Annotated in this window: 18 protein-coding genes; 9 read left to right on the forward strand and 9 right to left on the reverse strand. The window is 66.0% G+C overall.

Translation table 11 applies throughout. The features are described from left to right. A partial coding sequence (locus tag ACTIF2_RS05655) for a gamma-glutamyltransferase (RefSeq protein ID WP_439496075.1) occupies positions 1 to 552 on the forward strand: 552 nt, incomplete at its 5' end. 8 nt (positions 553 to 560) lie between these two features. Here the strand turns inward: ACTIF2_RS05655 and ACTIF2_RS05660 are convergent. The 5 genes from ACTIF2_RS05660 to ACTIF2_RS05680 all read right to left on the reverse strand — a co-directional run bounded on the left by ACTIF2_RS05660 (position 561) and on the right by ACTIF2_RS05680 (position 7,594). Continuing rightward, entirely contained in the window at positions 561 to 2,144 is a 1,584-nt protein-coding gene (locus tag ACTIF2_RS05660) for an ABC transporter substrate-binding protein (RefSeq protein ID WP_439496076.1), read from the reverse strand. A gap of 42 nt (positions 2,145 to 2,186) precedes the next feature. Then, complete coding sequence (locus ACTIF2_RS05665) at positions 2,187 to 3,680, reverse strand: amidase (protein ID WP_439496077.1); 1,494 nt, start codon at positions 3,678 to 3,680, stop codon at positions 2,187 to 2,189. Between the two features lie 82 nt (positions 3,681 to 3,762). Then, positions 3,763 to 5,019 carry an aminopeptidase gene (locus tag ACTIF2_RS05670; protein ID WP_439496078.1) on the reverse strand — a complete coding sequence of 419 codons (1,257 nt, stop codon included), beginning with the start codon at positions 5,017 to 5,019 and terminating at the stop codon, positions 3,763 to 3,765. A 141-nt stretch (positions 5,020 to 5,160) separates the two neighbouring features. Continuing rightward, positions 5,161 to 6,573 (reverse strand): amidase, encoded by a 1,413-nt coding sequence (locus tag ACTIF2_RS05675; RefSeq protein ID WP_439496079.1) that lies wholly within the window; start codon positions 6,571 to 6,573, stop codon positions 5,161 to 5,163. After that, the gene (locus ACTIF2_RS05680; RefSeq protein WP_439496080.1) at positions 6,566 to 7,594 is read right to left on the reverse strand and encodes a LacI family DNA-binding transcriptional regulator; all 1,029 of its coding nucleotides are present in this window, start codon (positions 7,592 to 7,594) and stop codon (positions 6,566 to 6,568) included. Before ACTIF2_RS05680 ends, ACTIF2_RS05675 begins: the two co-directional genes overlap by 8 nt. A gap of 204 nt (positions 7,595 to 7,798) precedes the next feature. On the opposite strand from ACTIF2_RS05680, the gene ACTIF2_RS05685 reads away from it, so the two are divergent. The 3 genes from ACTIF2_RS05685 to ACTIF2_RS05695 all read left to right on the forward strand — a co-directional run bounded on the left by ACTIF2_RS05685 (position 7,799) and on the right by ACTIF2_RS05695 (position 11,274). Continuing rightward, positions 7,799 to 8,740, forward strand: a complete 942-nt coding sequence (locus ACTIF2_RS05685; RefSeq protein WP_439496081.1) for an ABC transporter permease — start codon at positions 7,799 to 7,801, stop codon at positions 8,738 to 8,740. A 7-nt stretch (positions 8,741 to 8,747) separates the two neighbouring features. Then, the gene (locus ACTIF2_RS05690; protein ID WP_439496082.1) at positions 8,748 to 9,641 is read left to right on the forward strand and encodes an ABC transporter permease; all 894 of its coding nucleotides are present in this window, start codon (positions 8,748 to 8,750) and stop codon (positions 9,639 to 9,641) included. 97 nt (positions 9,642 to 9,738) lie between these two features. After that, the gene (locus tag ACTIF2_RS05695; protein ID WP_439496083.1) at positions 9,739 to 11,274 is read left to right on the forward strand and encodes an ABC transporter substrate-binding protein; all 1,536 of its coding nucleotides are present in this window, start codon (positions 9,739 to 9,741) and stop codon (positions 11,272 to 11,274) included. Between the two features lie 83 nt (positions 11,275 to 11,357). Here the strand turns inward: ACTIF2_RS05695 and ACTIF2_RS05700 are convergent, their stop codons facing one another. Further along, positions 11,358 to 12,008 (reverse strand): GntR family transcriptional regulator, encoded by a 651-nt coding sequence (locus tag ACTIF2_RS05700; protein ID WP_439496084.1) that lies wholly within the window; start codon positions 12,006 to 12,008, stop codon positions 11,358 to 11,360. 270 nt (positions 12,009 to 12,278) lie between these two features. On the opposite strand from ACTIF2_RS05700, the gene ACTIF2_RS05705 reads away from it, so the two are divergent. The 4 genes from ACTIF2_RS05705 to ACTIF2_RS05720 are packed head-to-tail and all read left to right on the forward strand — an operon-like array spanning position 12,279 to position 16,218. Next, on the forward strand, positions 12,279 to 13,253 hold the full coding sequence (locus tag ACTIF2_RS05705; RefSeq protein ID WP_439496085.1) for a Bug family tripartite tricarboxylate transporter substrate binding protein: 975 nt from the start codon (positions 12,279 to 12,281) through the stop codon (positions 13,251 to 13,253). Between the two features lie 16 nt (positions 13,254 to 13,269). Continuing rightward, complete coding sequence (locus ACTIF2_RS05710; RefSeq protein ID WP_439496086.1) at positions 13,270 to 13,791, forward strand: tripartite tricarboxylate transporter TctB family protein; 522 nt, start codon at positions 13,270 to 13,272, stop codon at positions 13,789 to 13,791. 51 nt (positions 13,792 to 13,842) lie between these two features. Continuing rightward, positions 13,843 to 15,381 carry a tripartite tricarboxylate transporter permease gene (locus tag ACTIF2_RS05715; RefSeq protein ID WP_439496087.1) on the forward strand — a complete coding sequence of 513 codons (1,539 nt, stop codon included), beginning with the start codon at positions 13,843 to 13,845 and terminating at the stop codon, positions 15,379 to 15,381. A gap of 15 nt (positions 15,382 to 15,396) precedes the next feature. Beyond that, positions 15,397 to 16,218: a sugar phosphate isomerase/epimerase family protein gene (locus tag ACTIF2_RS05720; RefSeq protein ID WP_439496088.1), complete on the forward strand. Its 822-nt coding sequence runs from the start codon at positions 15,397 to 15,399 to the stop codon at positions 16,216 to 16,218. A gap of 810 nt (positions 16,219 to 17,028) precedes the next feature. Here ACTIF2_RS05720 and tnpA read toward each other — a convergent pair. After that, on the reverse strand, positions 17,029 to 17,448 hold the full coding sequence (gene tnpA / locus ACTIF2_RS05725) for an IS200/IS605 family transposase (protein ID WP_291854099.1): 420 nt from the start codon (positions 17,446 to 17,448) through the stop codon (positions 17,029 to 17,031). Positions 17,449 to 17,755: 307 nt separating this feature from the next. On the opposite strand from tnpA, the gene ACTIF2_RS05730 reads away from it, so the two are divergent. Then, a complete protein-coding gene (locus tag ACTIF2_RS05730) occupies positions 17,756 to 19,072 on the forward strand; it encodes a bifunctional folylpolyglutamate synthase/dihydrofolate synthase (RefSeq protein WP_291854101.1) in 1,317 nt (438 codons plus the stop codon). A gap of 173 nt (positions 19,073 to 19,245) precedes the next feature. Here ACTIF2_RS05730 and ACTIF2_RS05735 read toward each other — a convergent pair whose 3' ends face one another. Together ACTIF2_RS05735 and ACTIF2_RS05740 are read right to left on the reverse strand one after the other, a co-directional pair. After that, on the reverse strand, positions 19,246 to 19,557 hold the full coding sequence (locus ACTIF2_RS05735; RefSeq protein WP_210183956.1) for a DUF190 domain-containing protein: 312 nt from the start codon (positions 19,555 to 19,557) through the stop codon (positions 19,246 to 19,248). A gap of 16 nt (positions 19,558 to 19,573) precedes the next feature. Continuing rightward, entirely contained in the window at positions 19,574 to 20,569 is a 996-nt protein-coding gene (locus tag ACTIF2_RS05740) for a sodium-dependent bicarbonate transport family permease (RefSeq protein WP_024924670.1), read from the reverse strand. Positions 20,570 to 21,016 lie beyond the last annotated feature (447 nt).

Below are 21,016 nucleotides of genomic sequence, written 5' to 3' on the forward strand. Positions count from 1 at the left end.
GTCGATGGCGAGGGCAAACTCGTCGCCGTCACCACCACCTTGCTCTCCTCCATGGGCAGCCGCGTCGTGCTGCCTGAGACCGGCGTGCTGATGAACAACGGCATGATGTGGTTCGATCCGCGCCCCGGCAGCGCCAACGCGATCGCGCCGGGCGCCCGCCCGCTCTGCAACATGTGCCCCGTCGTGGTGACGCCGAAGGATGGCGGCTGGCCGCGCCTTGCCGCCGGAGCCTCAGGCGGACGGCGCATCCTCGCCAGCATCTATCAGAGCCTGGCCTGGACGCTCGATTTCGGCATGGATGTCGAGACCGCCGCGCACGCGCCGCGCATCGATGTCTCCAGCCCGGACTCAGCCAGCGCCGATTGCCGCCTGCCCGACGAGGTGCTGGACGCCCTCGCCGCGGCCGGTCCCGTCTCGGTCGTCGAGCACGGCGTGCTGCCGATCAATTTCGCCTGCCCCAACCTGATCCGCGTCGACAAGGACGGCGCGGAAGGCTGCAGCGACGTGGTCTCGCCCTGGTCGGCCGCGGTCGCGGCCGGGCCAAGGGCCTGATCGCCCCGTCAGGCGCGGCGCAATCCCCATGGATAGGGCGCGGAGCCCGGCAGCATGCCGGTCAGGTTCGCGCGATAGGCCGTGCGGATGACGAACTGGCCGAGCGGGATCGTCGCGACATTCTCGAGCGCCAGCCGGGCGAGCGCGACGGCGGCCTTCTTCTGCCCCGCCTCGTCGGACGCGTAGAGCCATTCCTCGGCGAGCTTTTCCGCGCCGGCGCTGTCCCACCAGCCGAACCAGCCTTTCGCACCCTGGCCGCGGACCAGCACGGATAGGGCCGGATTGCTCCAGCCCGAGGCCGGCCCGGTGGTGTGGAAGATGCTCCAGCCGCCTTTGTCGACGCTCTCGCGGCTGCCGCGGCGCTGAATGACGGTGCCCCAGTCGCTGTCGGCCATTTGCACATTCATGCCGAGCCGCTGCAGCAGCTCGCCGGTGACCTGACCGAGCGGCCCGATATCGGGGAAGTCGGTCGGATTGATGACGACGACCTTCTCGCCATTATAGCCCGACGCCGCCAGCGCCGCCTTCGCCTTGTCGAGGCTTTGCGGCATCAGGTCTTCCTGCTCGCCGGCATAATAGGGCGTGCCGCGCGGCCACAGGCTGCGGCAGGTCTGCCAGAGCGAGGTGTCGTCGCCCTGGGTCGCCCGCATGTAGTCTTCCTGGTTCACCGCCATGCGGACGGCGGCGCGCACCTTCGGATTGTCGAACGGCGCCTGGAGATGGTTGAGCCGCATGATCGCCATGCGGCCCGACATGTCGGTCGCCTCGCGCTTGATCTCGGGATTGGCCGCGAGCATCGGCTGCAGGTCGGTCAGCGGGCGCTCCCACCAGTCGATCTCGCCCTTCATCAGGGCGGCTGCAGCCGTGGCGGGATCGGGCAGGACCTGCCACTCGATCCGTTCGAAATGCCCGGTCTTGCCGCCGGCATTGCGGCTCGGCGGCTCCGCCCTCGGCTTGTAGCCGGCGAATTTCTCGTAGACCACGCGGCTGCCGGAGACATATTCGCTGGCCGCGAAACGATAGGGGCCGGAGCCGACCATCTCGGGCACCTGCTTGGCGGCGTCGGTCGCCGCCAGGCGCTCGGGCATGATGAAGGGCGGGGAATCGACCTTGGCCAGCGCATCGAGCATGGTCGGAAAGGCGCGCGTCAGGCGGATCTCGAAGTTGCGCTCGTCGACGACCTGCCAGTTCTCGACCACCTTGGCGAGGAGCTGCCCGTAGCTGTCGCGCTGGCACCAGCGCTTCAGGCTGGCGACGCAATCGGCCGCCCGCACGGGCGTTCCGTCATGGAAAGTCAGGCCTTCGCGCAGCGTGATCCGCCAGGTCTTGCCATCGTTCGCGACCTCGTGCCCCTCCGCCATTTGCGGCTGCGGCTTGAAATCCATATCGGCGCCATAGAGCGTGTCGAAGACGTAATAGCCGTGATTATTGGTCACGGTCGCCGTCGTCCAGATCGGGTCGAGCGCGCTCAGATTGGCCTGCGGCGCGAATTTCAGCAGGGTGGATTTCGCGCCCTGGGCGAAAGCCGGCGCGGCCAGCGCGGGGGCCATCAGGCCCGCGGCCGCCCCTTTCAGGAACGTACGACGCTTCATCGAAATTCTCCCCTGCGACGCTGGATGCCGTACGCGATCGACTCAATCGAAACCCATGAAGCCGGCGCTGCCGCTCAGGGGCGGCGCCTTGGTCAGCCCGGCGATATCCGGGCTCGGCCGCGCGGTGCGCGCATCGCCGGCGAGGACGCGCTCCAGCGCAGCGGCGACGGCGAGCACCTTGGCGTCCCCGCCGCGCGGCCCGACGATCTGCAGGCCGAAGGGCATGCCGTTGCGGTCCAGCCCGACCGGAAGCGAGATCGCGGGATGGCCGACGACCGTCACCGCATAGGCGAGCGCCAGCCAGTGGAAATAGGTGCGCGTCGGCTTGCCGTCGATCTCGGCCGGGTAGAGCTCGCTCCAGGGCCGCGGGCTCAAGGTGACTGCCGGCGACAGGATGACGTCGAAGCTGGCGAAGAAGCTCTGCCAGTTCTTGTAGAGCACGGTCTGCTGCTTGAAGGCCCGTGTGATGTCGAGTGCGTTGTAGCGCAGCCCCTCCTCGACATTGGCGCGGACATTGGGCCCGACCTGATCCGGCGTGTCGCGGACGCGCTCATACATGCCGGCGAGGAAGGAGAGCGAGCGCAGCACCTCGAAGGTCTCGTCCGTGCCGGCGCAATCCGGCGCAGCCTCCTCTGCCGACGCGAAGAGATGGCTGAACAGCCCGGTCTTCTCGGCAAAGACCTCGCGGATATGCCGCTCGGTCGGCGCGAAGCCGAAATCGGGCGTGAGCGCGACCTTGAGCGAGGCGAGGTCGATCTCGGCCGGCCGCGCGAAATCCTCCGGCCGGCGCACGCTCTTGCCGAAGATCGTCGTCGCCAGCGGGTCGGTCGCGTCGTCCGAGACCATCGTCGAGAGCAGGAGGCAGAGATCCGGCACCGTGCGGGCCATCGGGCCGAGCACGCTCAGCGGATTCCAGCCGAAGGGCCGCTTCTCGCTCGGCACCAGCCCCGGCGACGGCCGGAAGCCGACGATGCCGTTGAAGGCGGCCGGATTGCGCAGCGAGCCGCCGGTGTCGGAGCCGGTCGCGATCGGCACCATGCCCGTCGCCAGGGCGACCCCCGAGCCGCCCGAGGAGCCGGCTGCCGACTTCGACGGGTCGAACGGGTTGCCGGTGACGCCATAGACGGCGTTGCGGGTGTTGGCGCCGGCGCCCCATTCCGGCGTGTTGGTCTTGCCGAGGATGACGGCGCCCGCCCTGCGCACCGAAGTGACGATGAGCTGGTCCTCCTCCGGCACGAAATCGCGGAAGAGCGGACTGCCATAGGTGGTGCGCAGCCCGGCGACATTCTCAAGATCCTTGATCCCGACCGGCAGCCCGTGCAGCGCGCCGAGCGGCTCGCCGCGCATCGTCGCCTCGTCGGCCTGGCGCGCCACCACCCGCGCCCGCGCATCGTCGCGCGCGACCATGGCGTTGACGGCGGGGTCGACGGCATCGACGCGGCGGATGCAGCTCTCCAGCAATTCGCTGGCCGAAAGCGCCTTGGTTCCGATCAGGGCGCGCGCCTCAACGGCGCTGAGATCACAGGGTTCGGTCACGGCGGCCTTCCATCTGACGGGAGCGCGGCAGGCAAATGCCGTGCCTCGCGGGACTGGTAAGGGAGATCGCTTCCGGCAGGCGTCAGGCCCATTCGCCCTTGCGGAACACCGGCACGCGGCTGCCATCGGCATGGACGCCGTCGATGTCGATCCGGTCCGAGCCGATCATCCAGTCGATATGGATGAAGCTCTTGTTGCCGCCCTGCTCGGCGATCTGCTCCGGCGTCAGCGTCGCACCACCCTGGAAGCATTTCGAATAGCACTGGCCGAGCGCGATATGGCAGGAGGCATTCTCGTCGAACAGCGTGTTGTAGAACAGGATGCCGCCCTGCGAGATCGGCGAGGAATGCGGCACCAGCGCCACCTCGCCGAGCCGGCGCGCGCCCTCGTCGGTGTCCAGCACCTTGTTCAGCACCTCTTCGCCGCGCGCCGCCTTCGCCTCGACGATACGCCCGGCCTCGAAGCGGACCGAAATGCCGTCGATCAGCGAGCCCTGGTAGGACAGCGGCTTGGTGCTGGCGACATGGCCCTCGACCCGCCTGGCATGGGGCGTGGTGAAGACCTCCTCGGTCGGGATATTCGGGTTGCAGGTGACGCCGTTCTTCGCGGCCGAGGCGCCGCCTTGCCATTCATGGCCGTCGGCCAGCCCGATCGTCAGCTCGGTGCCCGGGCCGGAATAATGCAGCGCCTGGAACCGCTGGCCGTTGAGCCAGGCGCTACGGCTGCGCAGCGCCGCGTTATGCGCCGCCCAGGCCGCGACCGGATCGTCCAGGTCGACGCGCGAGGCGGCGAAGATCGCCTCGGCCAGTCTGGCCACGGCGACGTCCTCCGGTTCGTCCGGAAAGACCTGCCTGGCCCAGGAGGCGCTCGGATAGGCGACGATGTTCCAGTTGATGTCGAACCCGGCGATCTTCTCCAGCGCCGGCTGATAGGCCATCGAATTGGCCTTGCTGGCGCGCGCGACCTTGGCCGGGTCCTCGCCGGCCAGCAGCATCGGGTTGTCGCCGACGATGGCGAGCCGTGCGGTATTGGCGGCGAAGGCCCTGGCGACGCCCTCATGCAGCCAGCCCGGCGCGCGGTCGAAGCTCGCTTCGGGCGCGAAGCGGTAACGCGACAGCGTGATCTCCTCGTCCGAGAGGATTGGCGTGACCAGACCCGCTCCGGCCTTGTAGGCATGCTCGGCGACCCGCCGCACCAGCGGCAGCGCCGCGACGGGCGCGGTCAGGAACAGGTCCTGCCCGGCCTGGAGGTTCAGCCCGACCCTGACGGCCGCTTCGGCGAGGCGGTCGAGCTTCACCGGATCGATCGAGGCGGCGATATCGCGTTGATGCGTGGTCATGGGGGTTCGGCCTGAAAATCTCTGCGTCACGGCCCGCATGATAAGCGCGCCGCGAACGACCTAGCCAGCCCTTCTCGTTACCCCGGCCTTGCGGTCAACGGATGTCGACGCCGGCCCGATATCGTGCTGGGCGGCTCTGGCCTATGCCGCCGGCCGCGGATCGATCGGCGCCTTGGGCAAGGCGAGCTCGCGCTCGATCCAGGCGGCCAGCCGGAACAGGTCGGCCTCGCGCCCGCCATGGCTCAGGATCTGGATGCCGATCGGCAGGCCGGTTTGCGAGAAGCCGATCGGGATCGAGATCGTGGGAAGACCCGTCATCGACCAGATCGCGGTGATCGCGATCCAGTCGAGATAATCCTGCATCGCCTGGCCCTCGATCTCGGTCAGGAACAGCGTCTCGATGGGGAAGGGCAGCGCCTGCGTCGCCGGGCAGACGAGGAAATCGTTCCCGTCGAGGAAATCCACCGCCCGGCGATAGAGGTCGCTCCGGTAACGATTGGCGGCGACGATCGCGCGGCCGGGCTGGTCGCGGCCGCGCAGGATGTCCGCCATCACAGGCTCGGGGAACTGCGCGCGATGCGTCTCAAGCAGCGGCTCCCAGGTCGCGAAGAAGCTCTCGCCGCGCAAGGTCCGGAAGGCCTCCATGGCGCCGCCCACGGCCGGCGCCTCGCGCCGCACCGCAACGCCCGCTTGCGCCATCGTCGCTGCAAAACCCTCGATCGCCTCGCGGATCGGTGCTGCCACCGCAAGCACGCCGAGATCGGCGGAGATCGCCAGGCGGGCGGGCCTGGTGGGATTGAGCGCGGCGTCGAGGAAGCACGGCTCGCCTTGCGCAGCGGTCAGGAAATCGCCCTGGTCGAAGCCAGTCATCGCGTCGAAGAACAGGGCGAGGTCGGCGACATTGCGCGCCATCGGCCCCTCCACGAAGATCGTGTCGAACGGGTCGGAGAGCCGCTTGCGCGGCACGCGGCCGGGCGTCGGGCGCAAGCCCGTGACATTGCAGAAGGCGGCCGGGATCCGCAGGCTGCCGCCATAATCGTTGCCATGGGCAAGCCAGGCTTCGCCGGTCGCGAGCGCCACCGCCGAGCCGCCAGACGAGCCGCCGCAAGTGAGCCGCGTGTCGTAAGGGTTGCGGGTCGCGCCATGGACGCTGTTCGTCGTCTGCGCGCCGCCGAGCTCGGACAGGTTGGACTTGCCGAGCACGACCGCGCCGTTCGCTTCCATCAGCGCGACCGTGCGGTCCGAGCTCTCGGAAATCCGGTTCCGGAAGATCGAGGTGCCGCCGGTGTTGCGCACGCCGGCGACGTCGTTGTTGTCCTTCACCACGATCGGGATACCGCCGAGCAGCGAATGACTGCCGGCGCGCCTCGCCTCGTCCGCAGCCCTTGCCTGTTCCAGCGCCCGCTCGAGGCAGAGCGTCGGCACGGCATTCACCTCGGGCTCGACCGCCGCGAGGCGCGCGCTGGCGGCATGAACCAGATCGACGGACGTCACCTCGCCGGCATTGAGCAGATCGCGCACGGCCAAAGCGTCGCGGCGAAAGAGATCAGACATGGGCAGCCTTTGCGGGAGCCGGCGTTCCGCAGGAGCGACGGATGATCAGCCGGGGAGCCATCACGGTCGTCGTCCCGGCACCGAGGCGGGTGCCCGCGATGCGCTCGGCCAGGAGCGTGAGCGCCGTCTCCCCCATCGCGCGCACGGGCTGCGCGATCGCGGTCAGGCGAGGTGAGACCGCATCGGCCCAGGGCAGGTCGTCGATGCCGACCAGCGAGACATCCTCCGGGCAGGACAGGCCCCGGTCGGCCACGGCCTTGACGCAGCCGACCGTCATCAGGTTGTTGGTGGCGAAGAGCGCAGTCGGCCCCTCGGGCAGGGCCATGAGATCGAGCGCCGCCTCATGCGCCGGCTGCTCCTGGAAGCCGGCCTCGCGGACGAGCGCAGGGTCGAAGCGCAGGCCCGCCGCGAGCAGGGCCTCGCGATAGCCCTGCATGCGGTCGGCGGCCGTGCGCAGGATCTCCGGCCCGTTGATCAGGCCGATGCGCCGGTGCCCGCAGCCGATCAGGTGGCTCGTCGCCTCGAAGCCGGCCTTGCGGTTGTCCAGCACCACCGAATCATAGCCGAGCCCGTCCATCGCCCGGTCGACCAGCACGACCGGCACCTCGAGCTGGGCGAGCAGCGAGGCGCGGTTCATCGAGGCCGCCCCGGTGGGCGCGAGGATCAGCCCGTCGATGCGCTGGCTGCGCAGCATCTTGAGATGCGCCTCCTCGCGTTCGCTGCGCTCGCTGGAATTGCACAGCAGCACGAGATAGCCGCGCGCGGCCGCGGCATCCTCCACCGCCTCGAACAGGTCCGAGAAGAACGGGTTGGTGATGTCGCCGACGATCAGGCCGAGCAGCCCGCTCGAGCGCTTGCGCATCGAGCGGGCGCCGGCATGCGGGGCATAGCTCAGCTTTTCGACGGCAGCGCGGACCCGGGCCAGCAATTCCGGGCTGACGCGATCGGCGCTGTTCAGCGCATTGGATACGGTCGCCACCGATACGTTCGCCAGCCGCGCCACGTCTCGTATCGTCGCCATACGCCCTCGATGAAACGGTTCAAATCCTGCCGCAGTCTCGCGAAACGCCCTCCGGTTTGCAAGCGGTAACGTCGCGTCAGATAGCGCTTGAAGGCGGAATGCTTCTGTGAGAGCTTGGATTGAAACGTTTCATAAAAGCGTTCCGGGGGAGGAAGCATTGCACCCGACAGGTCATGGGCCAGGCCCACAGCCGGTGCGCCGGCGATGATGCCCTATGTCCTGCGCAGGCTCGCCGCGACGGTGCCTGTGCTCGTCTTCGTGGCGCTGTTCGTCTTCTTCCTGCTGCGCCTGACGCCCGGCGATCCGGCCGTGCTCATCGCCGGCGACCAGGCGACGACGGCGCAGATCGAGACCATCCGCGAGCAGCTCGGCCTCAACCGCCCGCTTCTTGACCAGCTCATCGCCTGGGCCGGGCAGCTCGCCCGCGGCGATCTCGGGCGCTCGGTCTTCTCGGACATGGAGGTGACGCGGCTGATCGGCCTGCGCGTCGAGCCCACGGCGATGCTGGCACTGGTCGCACTGGTGATGGCGCTGGCGATCGCGCTGCCGCTCGGCACGATCGCGGCCGTGAAGGCGGGCAGCGGCTTCGATCGCGCCGTCATGGCCTTCGCCATGCTCGGCTTCTCCTCGCCGGTCTTCGTCGTCGCCTTCTTCCTGGTCTATGTCTTCGCGCTGACGCTGGGCTGGTTCCCGACCCAGGGCTATGTGCCGCTCGCGCAAGGGCTCTGGCCCTGCCTGAACAGCCTGATCCTGCCGGGGCTGGCGCTCGCCATGCTCTATGCGGCGCTGCTGGCGCGGATCACCCGGGCGAGCCTGCTCGAAGTCCTCTCCGAGGACTATGTCCGCACGGCGCATGCCAAGGGTCTGCAGGGCGGGCGCGTCGTCCTGCGCCACGCCCTCAAGAATGCGGCGATCCCGATCGTGACCGTGCTGGGCGTCGGCATCGCCGCCCTGCTCGGCGGCGTCGTGGTCACCGAGACGGTCTTCAACATTCCCGGCCTCGGCCGGCTGACCACCGACGCCATCCTGCGCCGCGACTACCCCGTCGTGCAGGGGCTGATCCTGGTCTTCTCGGTCATCTATGTCGTCGTCAACCTCCTGGTCGATCTCAGCTATGTGCTGTTCGACCCGCGCATCCGCTATTGAGGGCGCCATGGCGATGACCGAGACCGGATCGGGCGTCACCACGAAGCCGGGCGGCCCGCGGCAGGCCGGGACCGCATGGCGCTTCCTGCGCGCCAACCCCGTGATCCTCGGCGGACTCGCTGTCATCCTGGTCTTCGCGGCGATCGCGCTGATCGCGCCGCATGTCCTGGTCGATCCTGCTCGACTCAATCCGATCCAGCGCCTCAGGCCGCCGAGCTTCGATCACCTGTTCGGCACCGACCAGGTCGGCCGCTCGACCTTCTCGCGCACCTTGAACGGCACGGCGATCTCGCTCACCGTCGGCGCCCTGGTCACCGTCGTCACCGTCGTTTTCGGCCTGCTGATCGGCCTGACCGCCGGCTTCATCCGCCGGCTCGACGGCTTCGTCATGCGGATCATGGACGGCATCATGGCGATCCCGGGCATCCTGCTCGCGATCGCGCTGATGTCGCTGTTCGGCTCCAGCGTCCAGAACGTGATCATCGCGATCAGCGTCGCCGAGATCCCGCGCATGGCGCGCATCGTGCGCTCTTCGGCGCTGGTCATCCGCGAGCAGACCTATGTCGAGGCGGCGATCACCAATGGCGCGAGCCTGCCGCGCCTGCTGCTCCTGCACGTCCTGCCCAATGCGGCGGCACCGGTCATCGTCCAGGCGACCTATGTCTTCGCCTCGGCGATGATCGTGGAATCGATCCTGTCCTTCCTCGGCGCGGGCACGCCACCGACGATACCGAGCTGGGGCAACATGCTGGCCGAGGCCCGGCCCTTCATGCAGCGCGCGCCCTGGATGATCGCCTTTCCAGGCGTCGCGCTCGCCTTCCTGGTGCTGACGGTCAATGTGCTCGGCGATGCGCTGCGGGACGCGATCGACCCGCGCCTCGCCCGCAAGCTGAGGGCCTGACCCATGCCGCGCCTCGCGCGGCCAACGAACACACCGCCGAAGGCGGGATGCTTGAGACGATCACAGGGAGGGAAATGACATGCGTTTCACGAGACGAATGACGCTCACCGCCGCGGCCATGGCGATGACGGTGGTCGCCTGGCCCGCCATGGCCCAGACCGTGCTGAAGGTCCGCCCCTTCGGCGATCTGCGCACGCTCGATCCGATGACGACCTCGGACTACATGGTCCGCAACCACGGCTACATGGTCTACGACATGCTGTTCGCGCAGGATTCGACCGGCGCGATCAAGCCGCAGATGGTCGAGAGCTACACCACCGCGCCGGACGGCCTGACCTGGACCTTCGTGCTGCGCGACGGCCTCAAGTTCCATGACGGCCAGCCGGTAACTGCGACCGACGTCGTCGCCTCGCTCAAGCGCTGGGGCGAGAAGGACGGGCTCGGCCAGCAGCTCATGGCGCACACCGCCTCGCTGACCGCGACCGACCCGAAAACCGTGACGCTGGCCCTGAAGGACCGCTGGGGCCTCGTCCTCGAGGCGCTCGGCAAGCCGAGTTCGATGCTGCCGGTGATCATGCCGGCGCGCATCGCCGCCACGCCCTCGAACCAGAACATCACCGACGCGACCGGCTCGGGCCCCTTCATGCTGGTCAAGGAGGAATGGTCGCCCGGCGCCAAGATCGTCTATGCCAAGGCGCCGACCTACCAGCCGCGCAAGGAAGCGCCCGACGGGCTCGCCGGCGGCAAGCAGGCCAATGTCGACCGCGTCGAATGGCTGATCATGCCCGATGCGCAGACCGCGTTGAACGCCCTCCAGGCCGGCGAGATCGACATCTTCGAGGAGCTGCCGCCCGACATGATCGGCATCGCCAGGAAGAACCCGAAGATCGCGATCTCGAAGCTCGCCGCGCTGCAGGGCGTCTTCCGGATGAACCAGTCGCAGCCGCCCTTCAACAACCAGAAGCTGCGCCAGGCGATCCTGCGCCTGGTCGACCAGGAGCAGACGCTCCGCGCCTATGTCGACGACAAGGCGCTCTACACCAATTGCCCGTCCTTCTACATGTGCGACTCGCCCTATTTCACCAAGGCGGGCTGGCCCGCGCCGGACGCGGCCGCCGCCAAGAAGCTGATCGCCGAGAGCGGCTACAAGGGCGAGAAGATCGTCCTGCTCGACGCGACCGAGACCGCGCTCAGCCCGCACACCCTCGTCGTCGCCCAGATGATGCGCGATATCGGCCTCAACGTCGATTATCAGGCGATGGACTGGGGCACGCTGTCGAGCCGGCGCACCAGCAAGAACCCGGTCGACCAGGGTGGCTGGTCGGCTTTCCTCTCGGGCCCGGCCGCGCCCGACATGTCGGAGCCGCTCGGCCATCTCGCCCTGCGCTCAAACTGCGACAAGGCCTGGTTCGGCTGGCCCTGCGACGAGACGATCGAGACGCTCCGCGCCTCCTTCACCAGCACCCCCGACCTCGAGGGCCGCAAGACGATCGCGCAGCAGGTCCAGGAACGGGCGCTTGAGACGGTACCTTACGTCTCGGTCGGCCAGTTCTGGCTGGTGCGAGGCCATCAGGCCGGCCTGAAGGGGCTGCTCTCGCCGGGCGTGCCGGTCTACTGGAACGTCTCGAAGTGACCGGTTGACCAGGCGCGCGAGCGCTGTTGCCTGGGGTCCGGGCAGGCCAAAGCCTGCCCGGACCGTTAGTCCGGCTGCACAGCTCAGATCTCGCGCGCGAAAGCCGAGCGCCTCGAAACCGGTTCGGCCGCCAGGAACCGATTCTTGGCCGCCGTCACATGGCGCCGCATCAGGGTTTCCGCTAGCCCACCGTCGCGTTCGTATATGGCCTCGAAGATGCGCTCGTGATCGCGCTGGGATTTCCGCTCGCCGGGTATGGCCCAGGTCCGGAAACGGCAGAGGCGAATAAGCGAGTAGAGGTCGCCGCAGAGTAGTTTCTGGAGGCGCGCGGAGCCGCTGCCCGCCGCGATGCGGAAATGGAAGTCGGCATCGCCGATGCCCTGCGCATAGGCCATGTCGCTTTCCTTGCCGGCCACATCCGCCTGCTGCCGCAGCAGCTGGCGCAGGCTGTCCAGTTCCTCATTGGTCATGCGCTCGGCTGCGAGCCGCGCAGCCAGCCCTTCCAGCATCTCGCGCACCTCGTAGAGTTCCACCAGATCCGTCTCGGCGAGCGAGACGACCCGCGCGCCGGCATGGGCCGTCCGCTCGACCAGGGCGCGGCCCTCGAGCCGCCGCAGGGCTTCCCGCAGCGGTCCGCGGCTCATGCCGAACCGGGCCGCGAGCGCCTCCTCGCCCAGCTTGGAGCCCATGGGCAAGCGGCCGCTGACGATCTCGAGCTCGAGCGCCTCGAACACGCGGTCACTATGCGTCAGGCCATCTAACGAGGTGATTGTTGACAAAAATATCCCTCCGAACCGGACCGCGCTCTTCTCTAACCTATGGCAATATTTTTTTCTATAGCAATTTCAGCGCTATAGGAATTTTTGACCTCAATTAGGAAACAGCAGCGTTTTCTTATTGTTGACAAAGTTGGTTGCCGGTGAATGATCGAGGCACGGGCTATCCACTCGACTGGATCGCCTGAAAATGCGCAAAGCCGCCAAAGGCAGTCCTGGGAGGGACGCATGTACATCAGCAAGATCACCGGGGCCCTGGCCTTCTGCGCAGCGCTGGGCTTCGCCTCGCCGGGCAGCGCCAACCCGCCCTATCCGGCCTATCCTCATAAGACCGTCACGCTCATCACCAGCTCCGGCGCGGGGGGCGGCGGCGACGTTTTCCTGCGCAACCTGGTCAAGGTGCTCGGCCCGCGCTGGGGCATCAATTTCGTCGTCGAGAACGTGCCCGGTAGCGGCGGCGCCAACGCCATGCGCCGCATCGTCGAAGGGCCGAATGACGGCTCCCTGCTCTACGGGGTCTCCACCCAGCATGTCGTCGTCACGGTGCTGAGCGACCCGCCCTACAAATACACCGACATGCAGCCGGTGGTGAACGCGCTCTACGATTCACCGATCTTCTTCGTGCGGGCCGACAGCCCGTTCAAGACCATGGGCGACGTGATGGCCTTCGCAAAGGCCAATCCGGGCAAGCTCAAGTTCGGTGCCGGCACCGCAGCCTCGATCGACCGCATGGTGGTCGAGACGCTGAAGGTGAAGAAGGGTCTCAACATGGTGGTCGCCACGCATGACAGCGGCGGCCAGCTCACGTTGAGCGTGCTGAGCGGAGCCGTCGATATCGGCTCAGGCGATGCCCAGGAAGTCGCCAGCCAGGTCGAGGCCGGCAAGATCCGCATCCTCGCCGCCGTGACCGAGAAGCGGTTGCCGAACTTTCCCGATGTGCCCACCGCAAATGAGCAAGGCGCCGATGTCACGGCGATCGGCTGGCGCGGTTTCGTCGTCAAGAAGGGAACGCCGCCGCAGGTCACCGAAGCCTGGGAGAAGGCGATCGGGCTCGTGCTGGAGGACCCTGAGTACAAGGCCTTCTACGTGAAGAACCACAGCATCCCGGGTTACCTCTCGGCCAAGGATTTCGACGCTCTGACCAATTCCTTCGCCGCCGATCTCGACGCCTTCTTCCGCCAGGTCGGCATCAAGAAGAACTGAGCCTCGGGAGGCCTGGATGATGCTCAAGAACATCGCCGCCGGAACCGTCCTTCTCGCGCTTTCGGTCGGCTACTACCTGGCGGCTGCCCGCATGCCGACCAGCATTCTGGACACGACCGTCAATTCGGCGGCATTCCCGAAGCTGCTCGGCATCGCGGGAGCGGTGTTCTCCCTGGCGCTGATCGTGCAGGGCCTGCTGGCCTATCGGTCGGAGCCCGCCACCTCGCCCGGCTCGGATGCGCATGAGGCGCCCCAGAGCGTGAACTGGCAACCGCATCTGCGGGCACTGGGCCTGCTCGCGATCGTCTGCCTGTTCGTCCTGGCGCTGAAAATCCTGGGCTACCCGGTTGCCGTCGCGCTGCTGATCCTCGCCGTCTCGGTCTACCAGGGCTGCCCGCTGTCATGGATTTCGGTCGCCGTCGCCGTCGGCGGCGCCCTGTTCTTCTGGCTCTTCTTCATGGTTTTCCTCGGAATTCACATGCCGCTCGGCATCTGGAGCCGCGCGGCCGCGCTTCTCGCGCCTGCGCTCCCCGTCTGACCGTCACGTCTGCCGACTTCCACGCGACCGACACAAGGCGAGCGCGCGACAATGACCGGACTGAATATCGCCTTTCACACGATCTTCGCCACGCCCGCGGTCTTCTATGCGTTCGCGGGCGTCGCCTGGGGCATCGTCGGCGGCGCCCTGCCCGGCCTCTCGGCCTCGATCACGATGGCGCTGCTCCTGCCGTTCACCTTCGGCATGGACCCGACCATGGCGATCATCCTGCTCGCCTCGACCTATGTCGGCGCCGAATATGGCGGCTCGATTCCGGCGATCCTGATCCGCACGCCGGGCACCAGCGCCGCGATCACCACCGTCCTCGACGGCTATGAGATGCACAAACAGGGCAAGAGCGGCGAAGCCCTCGGCATCTCGCTCATGGCCGGCGTGGTCGGCGGCCTGATCGGCATGGTCCTCGTGGTCGGCCTCACCGAGCCGCTCTCGCGCATCGCGCTGTATTTCACCGCGCCGGCCTATTTCGCGCTCGGAATCTTCGGCCTCAGTCTGATCGCGGCCTTGTCGGAAGGCTCGGTGGTCAAGGGCTTCCTGGCGGCCATTCTCGGCCTTGCGATCTCGACCGTCGGCATCGACCCGCTCTCCGGCGTGCAGCGCTTCACCTTCGGCTCCGCCGAACTGCTCGGCGGCATCGAGCCGATCCTCGTCATGATCGGCATGTTCGCCATGGCCGAGCTCTTCATCCAGACCAACATGCCGGACTGGGACAAGACCTCCCACAGCACCCGCATCAAGCTGCCCGGTCTGAAGATGTGGAAGCGCATCTCGATCCCCACCCTGATCGGCACCACGATCGGCACGGTCGACGGGGTGACGCCGGGCGGCGGCTCGACGCTCGCCTCCTTCCTCTCCTATAACGAGGCGAAGCGCTGGTCGAAGCATCCCGAGGAATTTGGAAAAGGCTCGCCGGAAGGCATCGCGGCCCCGGAAGCAGCCAATAACACCGTCGCCGCCACGGCACTGATCCCGACCCTGACCTTCGGCATCCCGAGCTCGGGATCGACCGCGGTGCTGCTCGGCGGGCTCATCCTGCACGGCATCGAGCCGGGCCCCGCGCTGCTCACCAAGAACCCGGAATTCATCTACGGCCTGTTCGGCGGCCTGTTCATCGCCAACCTGTCGCAGATGGTGCTCGGCTTCGTCATGCTGCCGCCCTGCATCTGGCTGGTGAACCGGCCGAAGGCCTATCTCATGGCCTTCATCATCGCCCTCGTGTCCTCGGGCGTCTATTCGGTGAACGCGGATGTCTATGACATCTGCATCATGATCGGCATGGGCGTCCTCGGCTACGTCATGAAGGTCTTCAAATTCCCGGTGCTGCCGCTGGTGCTCGGCCTCGTGCTGGGCGGCATCGTCGAACGCAACTATCGGCGAGCGGTCGATCTCGGCTACGGCGAGCACGCCATTTTCCTTCAGGACCCGATCTCGGCGACCCTGCTCGGCCTGACCGTCGCCTTCATCGGCCTGTCGATCGTGATGGGCATCCGCAAACGCCGGCGCGAGCGCGCCGCCATGAGCATCCACGCAGGCGCGGCGAATGCCGCCGCCATCAATTCCTCGCACATCTGACCAGGAGACAACACGATGAACCTACGAGACAGAATCGGCGTCGACCTCGGTCAGCGTAACAAGATCGAGGACGGGCTTGCCGCTGCCGTCACGCATGGAATCAAGTTCCTCGATCTCAAGATCGACGTAGCGCCCAACGCCATCGAGACGCTCACGCCGGACCGCATCCGCGGAATCCGGGCAGTCTGCGAGGCGCATGACATCCATGTCGGTGTCCACACCATGTCCGCCGTGAACGTGGCGGAAGTCGCTCCCCATGTGCGCGACGGGGTCGACCGATACCTGACCGGCCACATGGACGCCTGCAAGGCGCTCGGCGGCGAGTGGATGGTGGTTCATGCCGGCTACCATTTTACCTCGGATGTGAAGATGCGCATGGAGGCCGGCCTCGAGCGCCTGAAACGCCTCAGCGGATATGCCGAGACAATCGGACTGACCTTGCTGCTCGAGAACATGAACTGGGAGCCGGACGACGCCGAGGTGCATTATCTCGGGCATAATCTCGAGGAGACGCTGTATTATTTCGATCGCCTCAAATCGCCCCACCTGCGCTGGGCCTTCACCGCCAACCACGCGCATCTGGTCGAGGAAGGGGTCGAGGGTTTCCTGGCCAATATGGACATTCGCCGCTGCGACGAGGTCCGGCTGGCCGATTGCTGGCGAAACGGCAAGGAAGTTCATCTGAAGCCCGGCGAGGGCGACTTCGATTTCCCCGACCTGTTCCGGCGCCTCGACAAGCTGGGTTTCGAGGGACACTACATGAATGCCTTTGGCTCGCTCCAGGACATGATCGACGGCCGCGAGATGCTGGCGGGCATGGCGCAATCCGTCGACTGAACCAGCGTCGCGCGCGGTCGGGTGCTGTGAAATTCAGCGCCGCGCCCGGCCGCGCAGCCTGCCTCTCGATGTCCGGGACATCGGCGCTGCTCTGACCTTTGAGCGGCCCGATAAACTGGCCACCTGCTTACGCAGCTCTTGCGCGCATAATAAACCGCGCCGGCATGGCGTGCGGCGCGGATCAAATAACTATAGCGATTTCAATATAGTGGAATGGCGCCCCAGCGTGGATGAAACTGATAACTACGTTTCCGCTGGAGCGCTATGAAATTGCAGCCTACTGCTCCACGAAACAACCGGAATTGCGAGATTCCCCGCGTTTCCACTACGATGATCGTGCAGCCCACAAACGCATAGAATTTCAGGACTTAATCGCCCCGAGCGCGACGAAGGCGGCACCGAAGGTGGTGCGTCAGCCAAGCCATGGATCGAGGCGGGCCAGGAGCGATGCGGTGAGACCTTAAGGGCGCATAAAATATCGCTCCGCGTGTGTCGCGGACGGTCAGCCGTGTCTTTCGAGAAGACGTCGTAGTGTTCCGGCCGTGCGGAAGCGCGCTGCGCTCCAGGTCGGGGCTCCCAACCAGCCGCGAATGCGCCGAAACGCCGCCCAGAAATTCCATTTGCCAAGCTCGCTACGCCGCGCCGGCCACCGCTGTCAGTTCAGGCCAAAAACACCGGTAAATCGAGGTGCCCAGCTGTCTGCGCGGTCTCGTGCCGTCCCCTGGGGCTTGCATGACAGGCCACTCGGTCGCGTCCTTACTGAACTTGATGTACGCGATCTGAATGACTGACCGGCTGACGCCGGTAGGATCAGGCGGAGGGGCTGAAGCCGTTTTTGTGGGTGTGGCGGTCGAGATAGCGCATGATGATGTCGTCGGTGATGTTACCGGAGGTGGTGGAGAAGTAGCCTCTCTGCCAGAATCGCTGGCCCCAGTAGCGTTTGCGGATGTGCTCGAACTCCTGCTGGATCTTGCGCGATGAGCGGCCCTTGGCCCGGCGCACGAAATCGCTGACCGAGACGTGCGGAGGGACTTCGACGAACATGTGAACGTGATCACGTGACAGAGCGCCATGGATGATGGTCACGCCCATCTCGTCGCACACCTGCCGGATGATCTCGCGCACCCGCAGGCGAACCTCACCGTGCAGGACCTTGAACCGGTACTTCGGCGCCCAGACGAGATGGTAGCGATGATGGAATGTCGTGTGACAACCGCTCTTGTAGCCCATAGCCTGTAACCTCGGGAAAGTGAGACTTCACGCCCTTCAGGCGGTCTCACTTTCCCGAGGTTACAGGCTATCGAGCGAGTCTCGGGCTGAAGCCGGTATCCGACTGAAGTCGGAGGGGTTACTCCCCGAGTGGGACTCTAAATGGTAACCGTGCCGCGACGATGCTACCTCTGATAATCACGCGCAACAGGCTCGTACCCGCAAAGCGGCCCCTCGGGTTGTGATTTCGGCAAAGGCGAGCTTGGGAGCCCCGGTCCAACCACCAAATCTGTATCTTCCTGAGCAGGACAGAAATTGGCGAAGCATAATGGTCCAAGTCGACGCTATTCTTGCGCGCCTGCTCGCGCTCCATCCCAAGCGGATCGATCTCTCGCTCGACCGCATGTGGCGCATTCTCGACAGGCTTGGCCATCCCGAGCGACGCTTGCCGCCGGTGATCCACGTCGCTGGCACCAATGGCAAGGGTTCGACCGTCGCCTTTCTCCGCGCGATCGTGGAAGCGGCCGGGCGCGGCGTGCACGTCTACACCTCGCCCCACCTCGTGCGCTTCAACGAGCGCATCCGTCTTGCGCGACCGGGCGGCGGCGCGCTGGTCGAGGACGACGAACTCGCGGATGCACTTGCGACCTGCGAGCGGTTGAATGCCGGCGATCCAATCACGTTCTTCGAGATTACCACCGCCGCGGCTTTCCTGCTGTTCGCGCGCCATCCCGCCGATGTGCTGCTGCTCGAGGTCGGCCTGGGTGGCCGGCTCGACGCTACCAACGTGATCGAACGCTTGCTTGCGAGCGTGATCACTCCAATCTCGCTCGACCATCAGGACTTTCTCGGCAATACCATCGAGCTGATCGCGGCCGAGAAGGCGGGTATCCTCAAGCCCAATGTGCTGGCGATAACGGCGCCGCAGTCGCGGGAGGCGCTCACGGTGATCGAGCGGCAGGCCGCGCGCATGTGCGCGCCGCTTCGGATAGCTGGCAAGCACTGGGTCGTGACGCCCGAGCGCGGCCGCATGGTTTTCCGGGACGAGCACGGGCTCATCGACCTGCCGGCGCCTCGTCTGTCTGGCCGTCACCAGTTCGACAACGCGGGTACCGCAATCGCCACCTTGCGCTGCATCCCTGAACTGCAGATTCCGCACGCGGCCTTCGAGCAAGGCGTCGCCAAGGTCGAATGGCCAGCGCGCATGCAGCGTCTCGCTCACGGCCGGCTGGTGGAACTGGCGCCGCAAGGCAGCGAGCTGTGGCTCGACGGCGGCCACAATCCAGACTGCGGCCGTGCGGTCGTCGGCGCGCTTGCCGATCTTGAGAAGCGCGGTCCGCGGCCGCTCATACTCATCGTCGGCATGCTCGCGAACAAGGATTGCGAAGGCTTTCTCATGAACTTCGCCGTGCGCATCTGCCGTGTCATCGCGGTGCCGATCCAGCAAGACGCGGCTCTGCCGTCCGAGGAGATCGCACAAGTCGCCCGCCGCATCGGCATCCCGGCCGAGACCAGCGACAGTGTCGGGGACGCGCTTGCCACCATCTCCGCGCTTGGCCTCGATCCGGCCCCCCGAATCCTCATTACCGGCTCGCTCTATCTCGCCGGAGAGGTGCTTGCCGCAAACCGTACGCTGCCGACCTAATCTGATACGCGCGGTCCTAATGGCATACCTTATCGACACCCATGAGAATTGGTTGCTTTTCCCGTAAAGCGTGATTTGTTCACGCCGGTTATGAAGAAACGCAGCAACGTAATTCAGCTGCCTAACAAGCACGCGGACGGTAAAGAGAAAAGTATATGGCCGTCCCGGCGTGGTTAGAAATGCTCGTCACGAATGACCTCGACGTCGGAAACCACCACGATCCCGGCGTAGTTTTCGAGAAGCGGCTGGGATTGTTCCACGATGCGGCGCACGATCTCCTCCGCGGCAACCACGATGATCATGACGTTGCGAAACACATCGGAGAGGTGAGCCTCGTCACGTATGCCGCGATTGCCTTTGCCAGAGACATTGGGCACGATGGTGTAGCCCTTGGCGCCTACCGCCTCGATCATCTCAATGATGGCGCGGGCGCGCGCCGCTTCCACGATGATCTCGATCCTCTTCTTCCGGTAGAGTTGCGTCACGGGACAGTCCTTTCGATCACAGTGCGACGAGCCATTGCGCGCCAGCGTAATAAAGCGGGATACCGACAATCAAATTGAACGGAAAGGTGACGGCCAAAGACAAGGGAATGTAGATCGCCGGATTGGCCTGCGGCAGCGACAGGCGCATTGCCGCCGGAACCACGATATAGGAGGCGCTTGCGGCGAGTACGGCGACGAGCGTCATGCCGCCCAAAGACAGGCCGATCGCATGGGCTGCGAGCAGCCCGATCATGGCTCCGATCAGGGGCATGTAGAGGCCGAACGCCACCACCGGCCAGCCCACCGCTCTGAAGTCGTGCAGCCGGCGGCCAACCAGCAGGCCCATGTCGAGAAGGAAGACGGCAAGCACGGCCTTGAACGGATCGACAATTGCCGGCGCCATTACCGCCATGCCCTTGTCGCCTGTGATCCAGCCGATCGCGAAACTGCCGCCGAGCAGCACGACGCCGCCGCTCAGGAACACCTCGCGGGCGACTTCTCTCGAAAGGAAAGGCGCGCGCGACGCGGTCGGTCCGGCAGCGTTAGAGCGACGGGCGAGAAGAAGGCCGGTCACGATGGCCGGCGTCTCCATGAGGGCGAGCATCGCCACCACGTAACCTTCATACGGTATGGCTCGGTATCCCAGAAAGCCGGTCGCCGCAACGAAGGTCACGATGCTGACGGAACCGTAGTGCGCCGCTACGGCGGCTGCGTTTGGAATATCGAGCCGTGTGGCGGCGCGTAGCAGGGCATAGGCTAGGAGGGGCAAGCTGAAACTGAGCGCGAGCGCCAGGACCAAGGCGACTGCGACTGCGCCGGCAACGCCGTTCGAGGCGAGCTCGGCGCCGCCCTTGAATCCGATCGCCAGCATCAGATAGAGCGACAAACCCTTGCTGATTGCCTCGGGTATGGCGAGATCGGATTTCAGGCAGCCAGCCGCGACGCCCAAGCCGAAAAACAAAACCATCGGTGAGAGAAGATTGCCGATGGCAAGCTGGAGGAGTGTATCCACAAGTATTGTCCTGATGCCATGGAGTTGAAATGCAAACCGGAGTGGTTCAAAGCGATCTATCGCATTCGCCAGCTCCGGTGAGAGTTGCGAATGCTCCAGTCGTCCTGTTCCACGTCTTGGGGTCACCGATCTGGCCCGGAAACAGCTCTCGCAGCCGCTGGGTATGAAAAATAATGGAGAGATGCCCATCGTTCGCATCGAAGACTGGAACAAACTGCGGAGTTCCGGGGTGTGGGCGTGGTGGCCGCTCCTTGATCAGGGCAGACACCAGCGTTTCGCGTATAATGTGAAGGTCAGCGGATTCTCTCTCATGATCAGCGTCAAGCCAGCACAATTGCCATATTCCGCCCAGGCCGACGGATTCGCGGATCCGGAACGGGCGCGGGCTCGAAACCGAGACGGATCCCCATACCTCGGGAGGTGGGTCCACCATCAACGGGTCCAACC

The organism is Allobosea sp. (assembly GCF_051860145.1).
Taxonomy (GTDB): domain Bacteria; phylum Pseudomonadota; class Alphaproteobacteria; order Rhizobiales; family Beijerinckiaceae; genus Allobosea.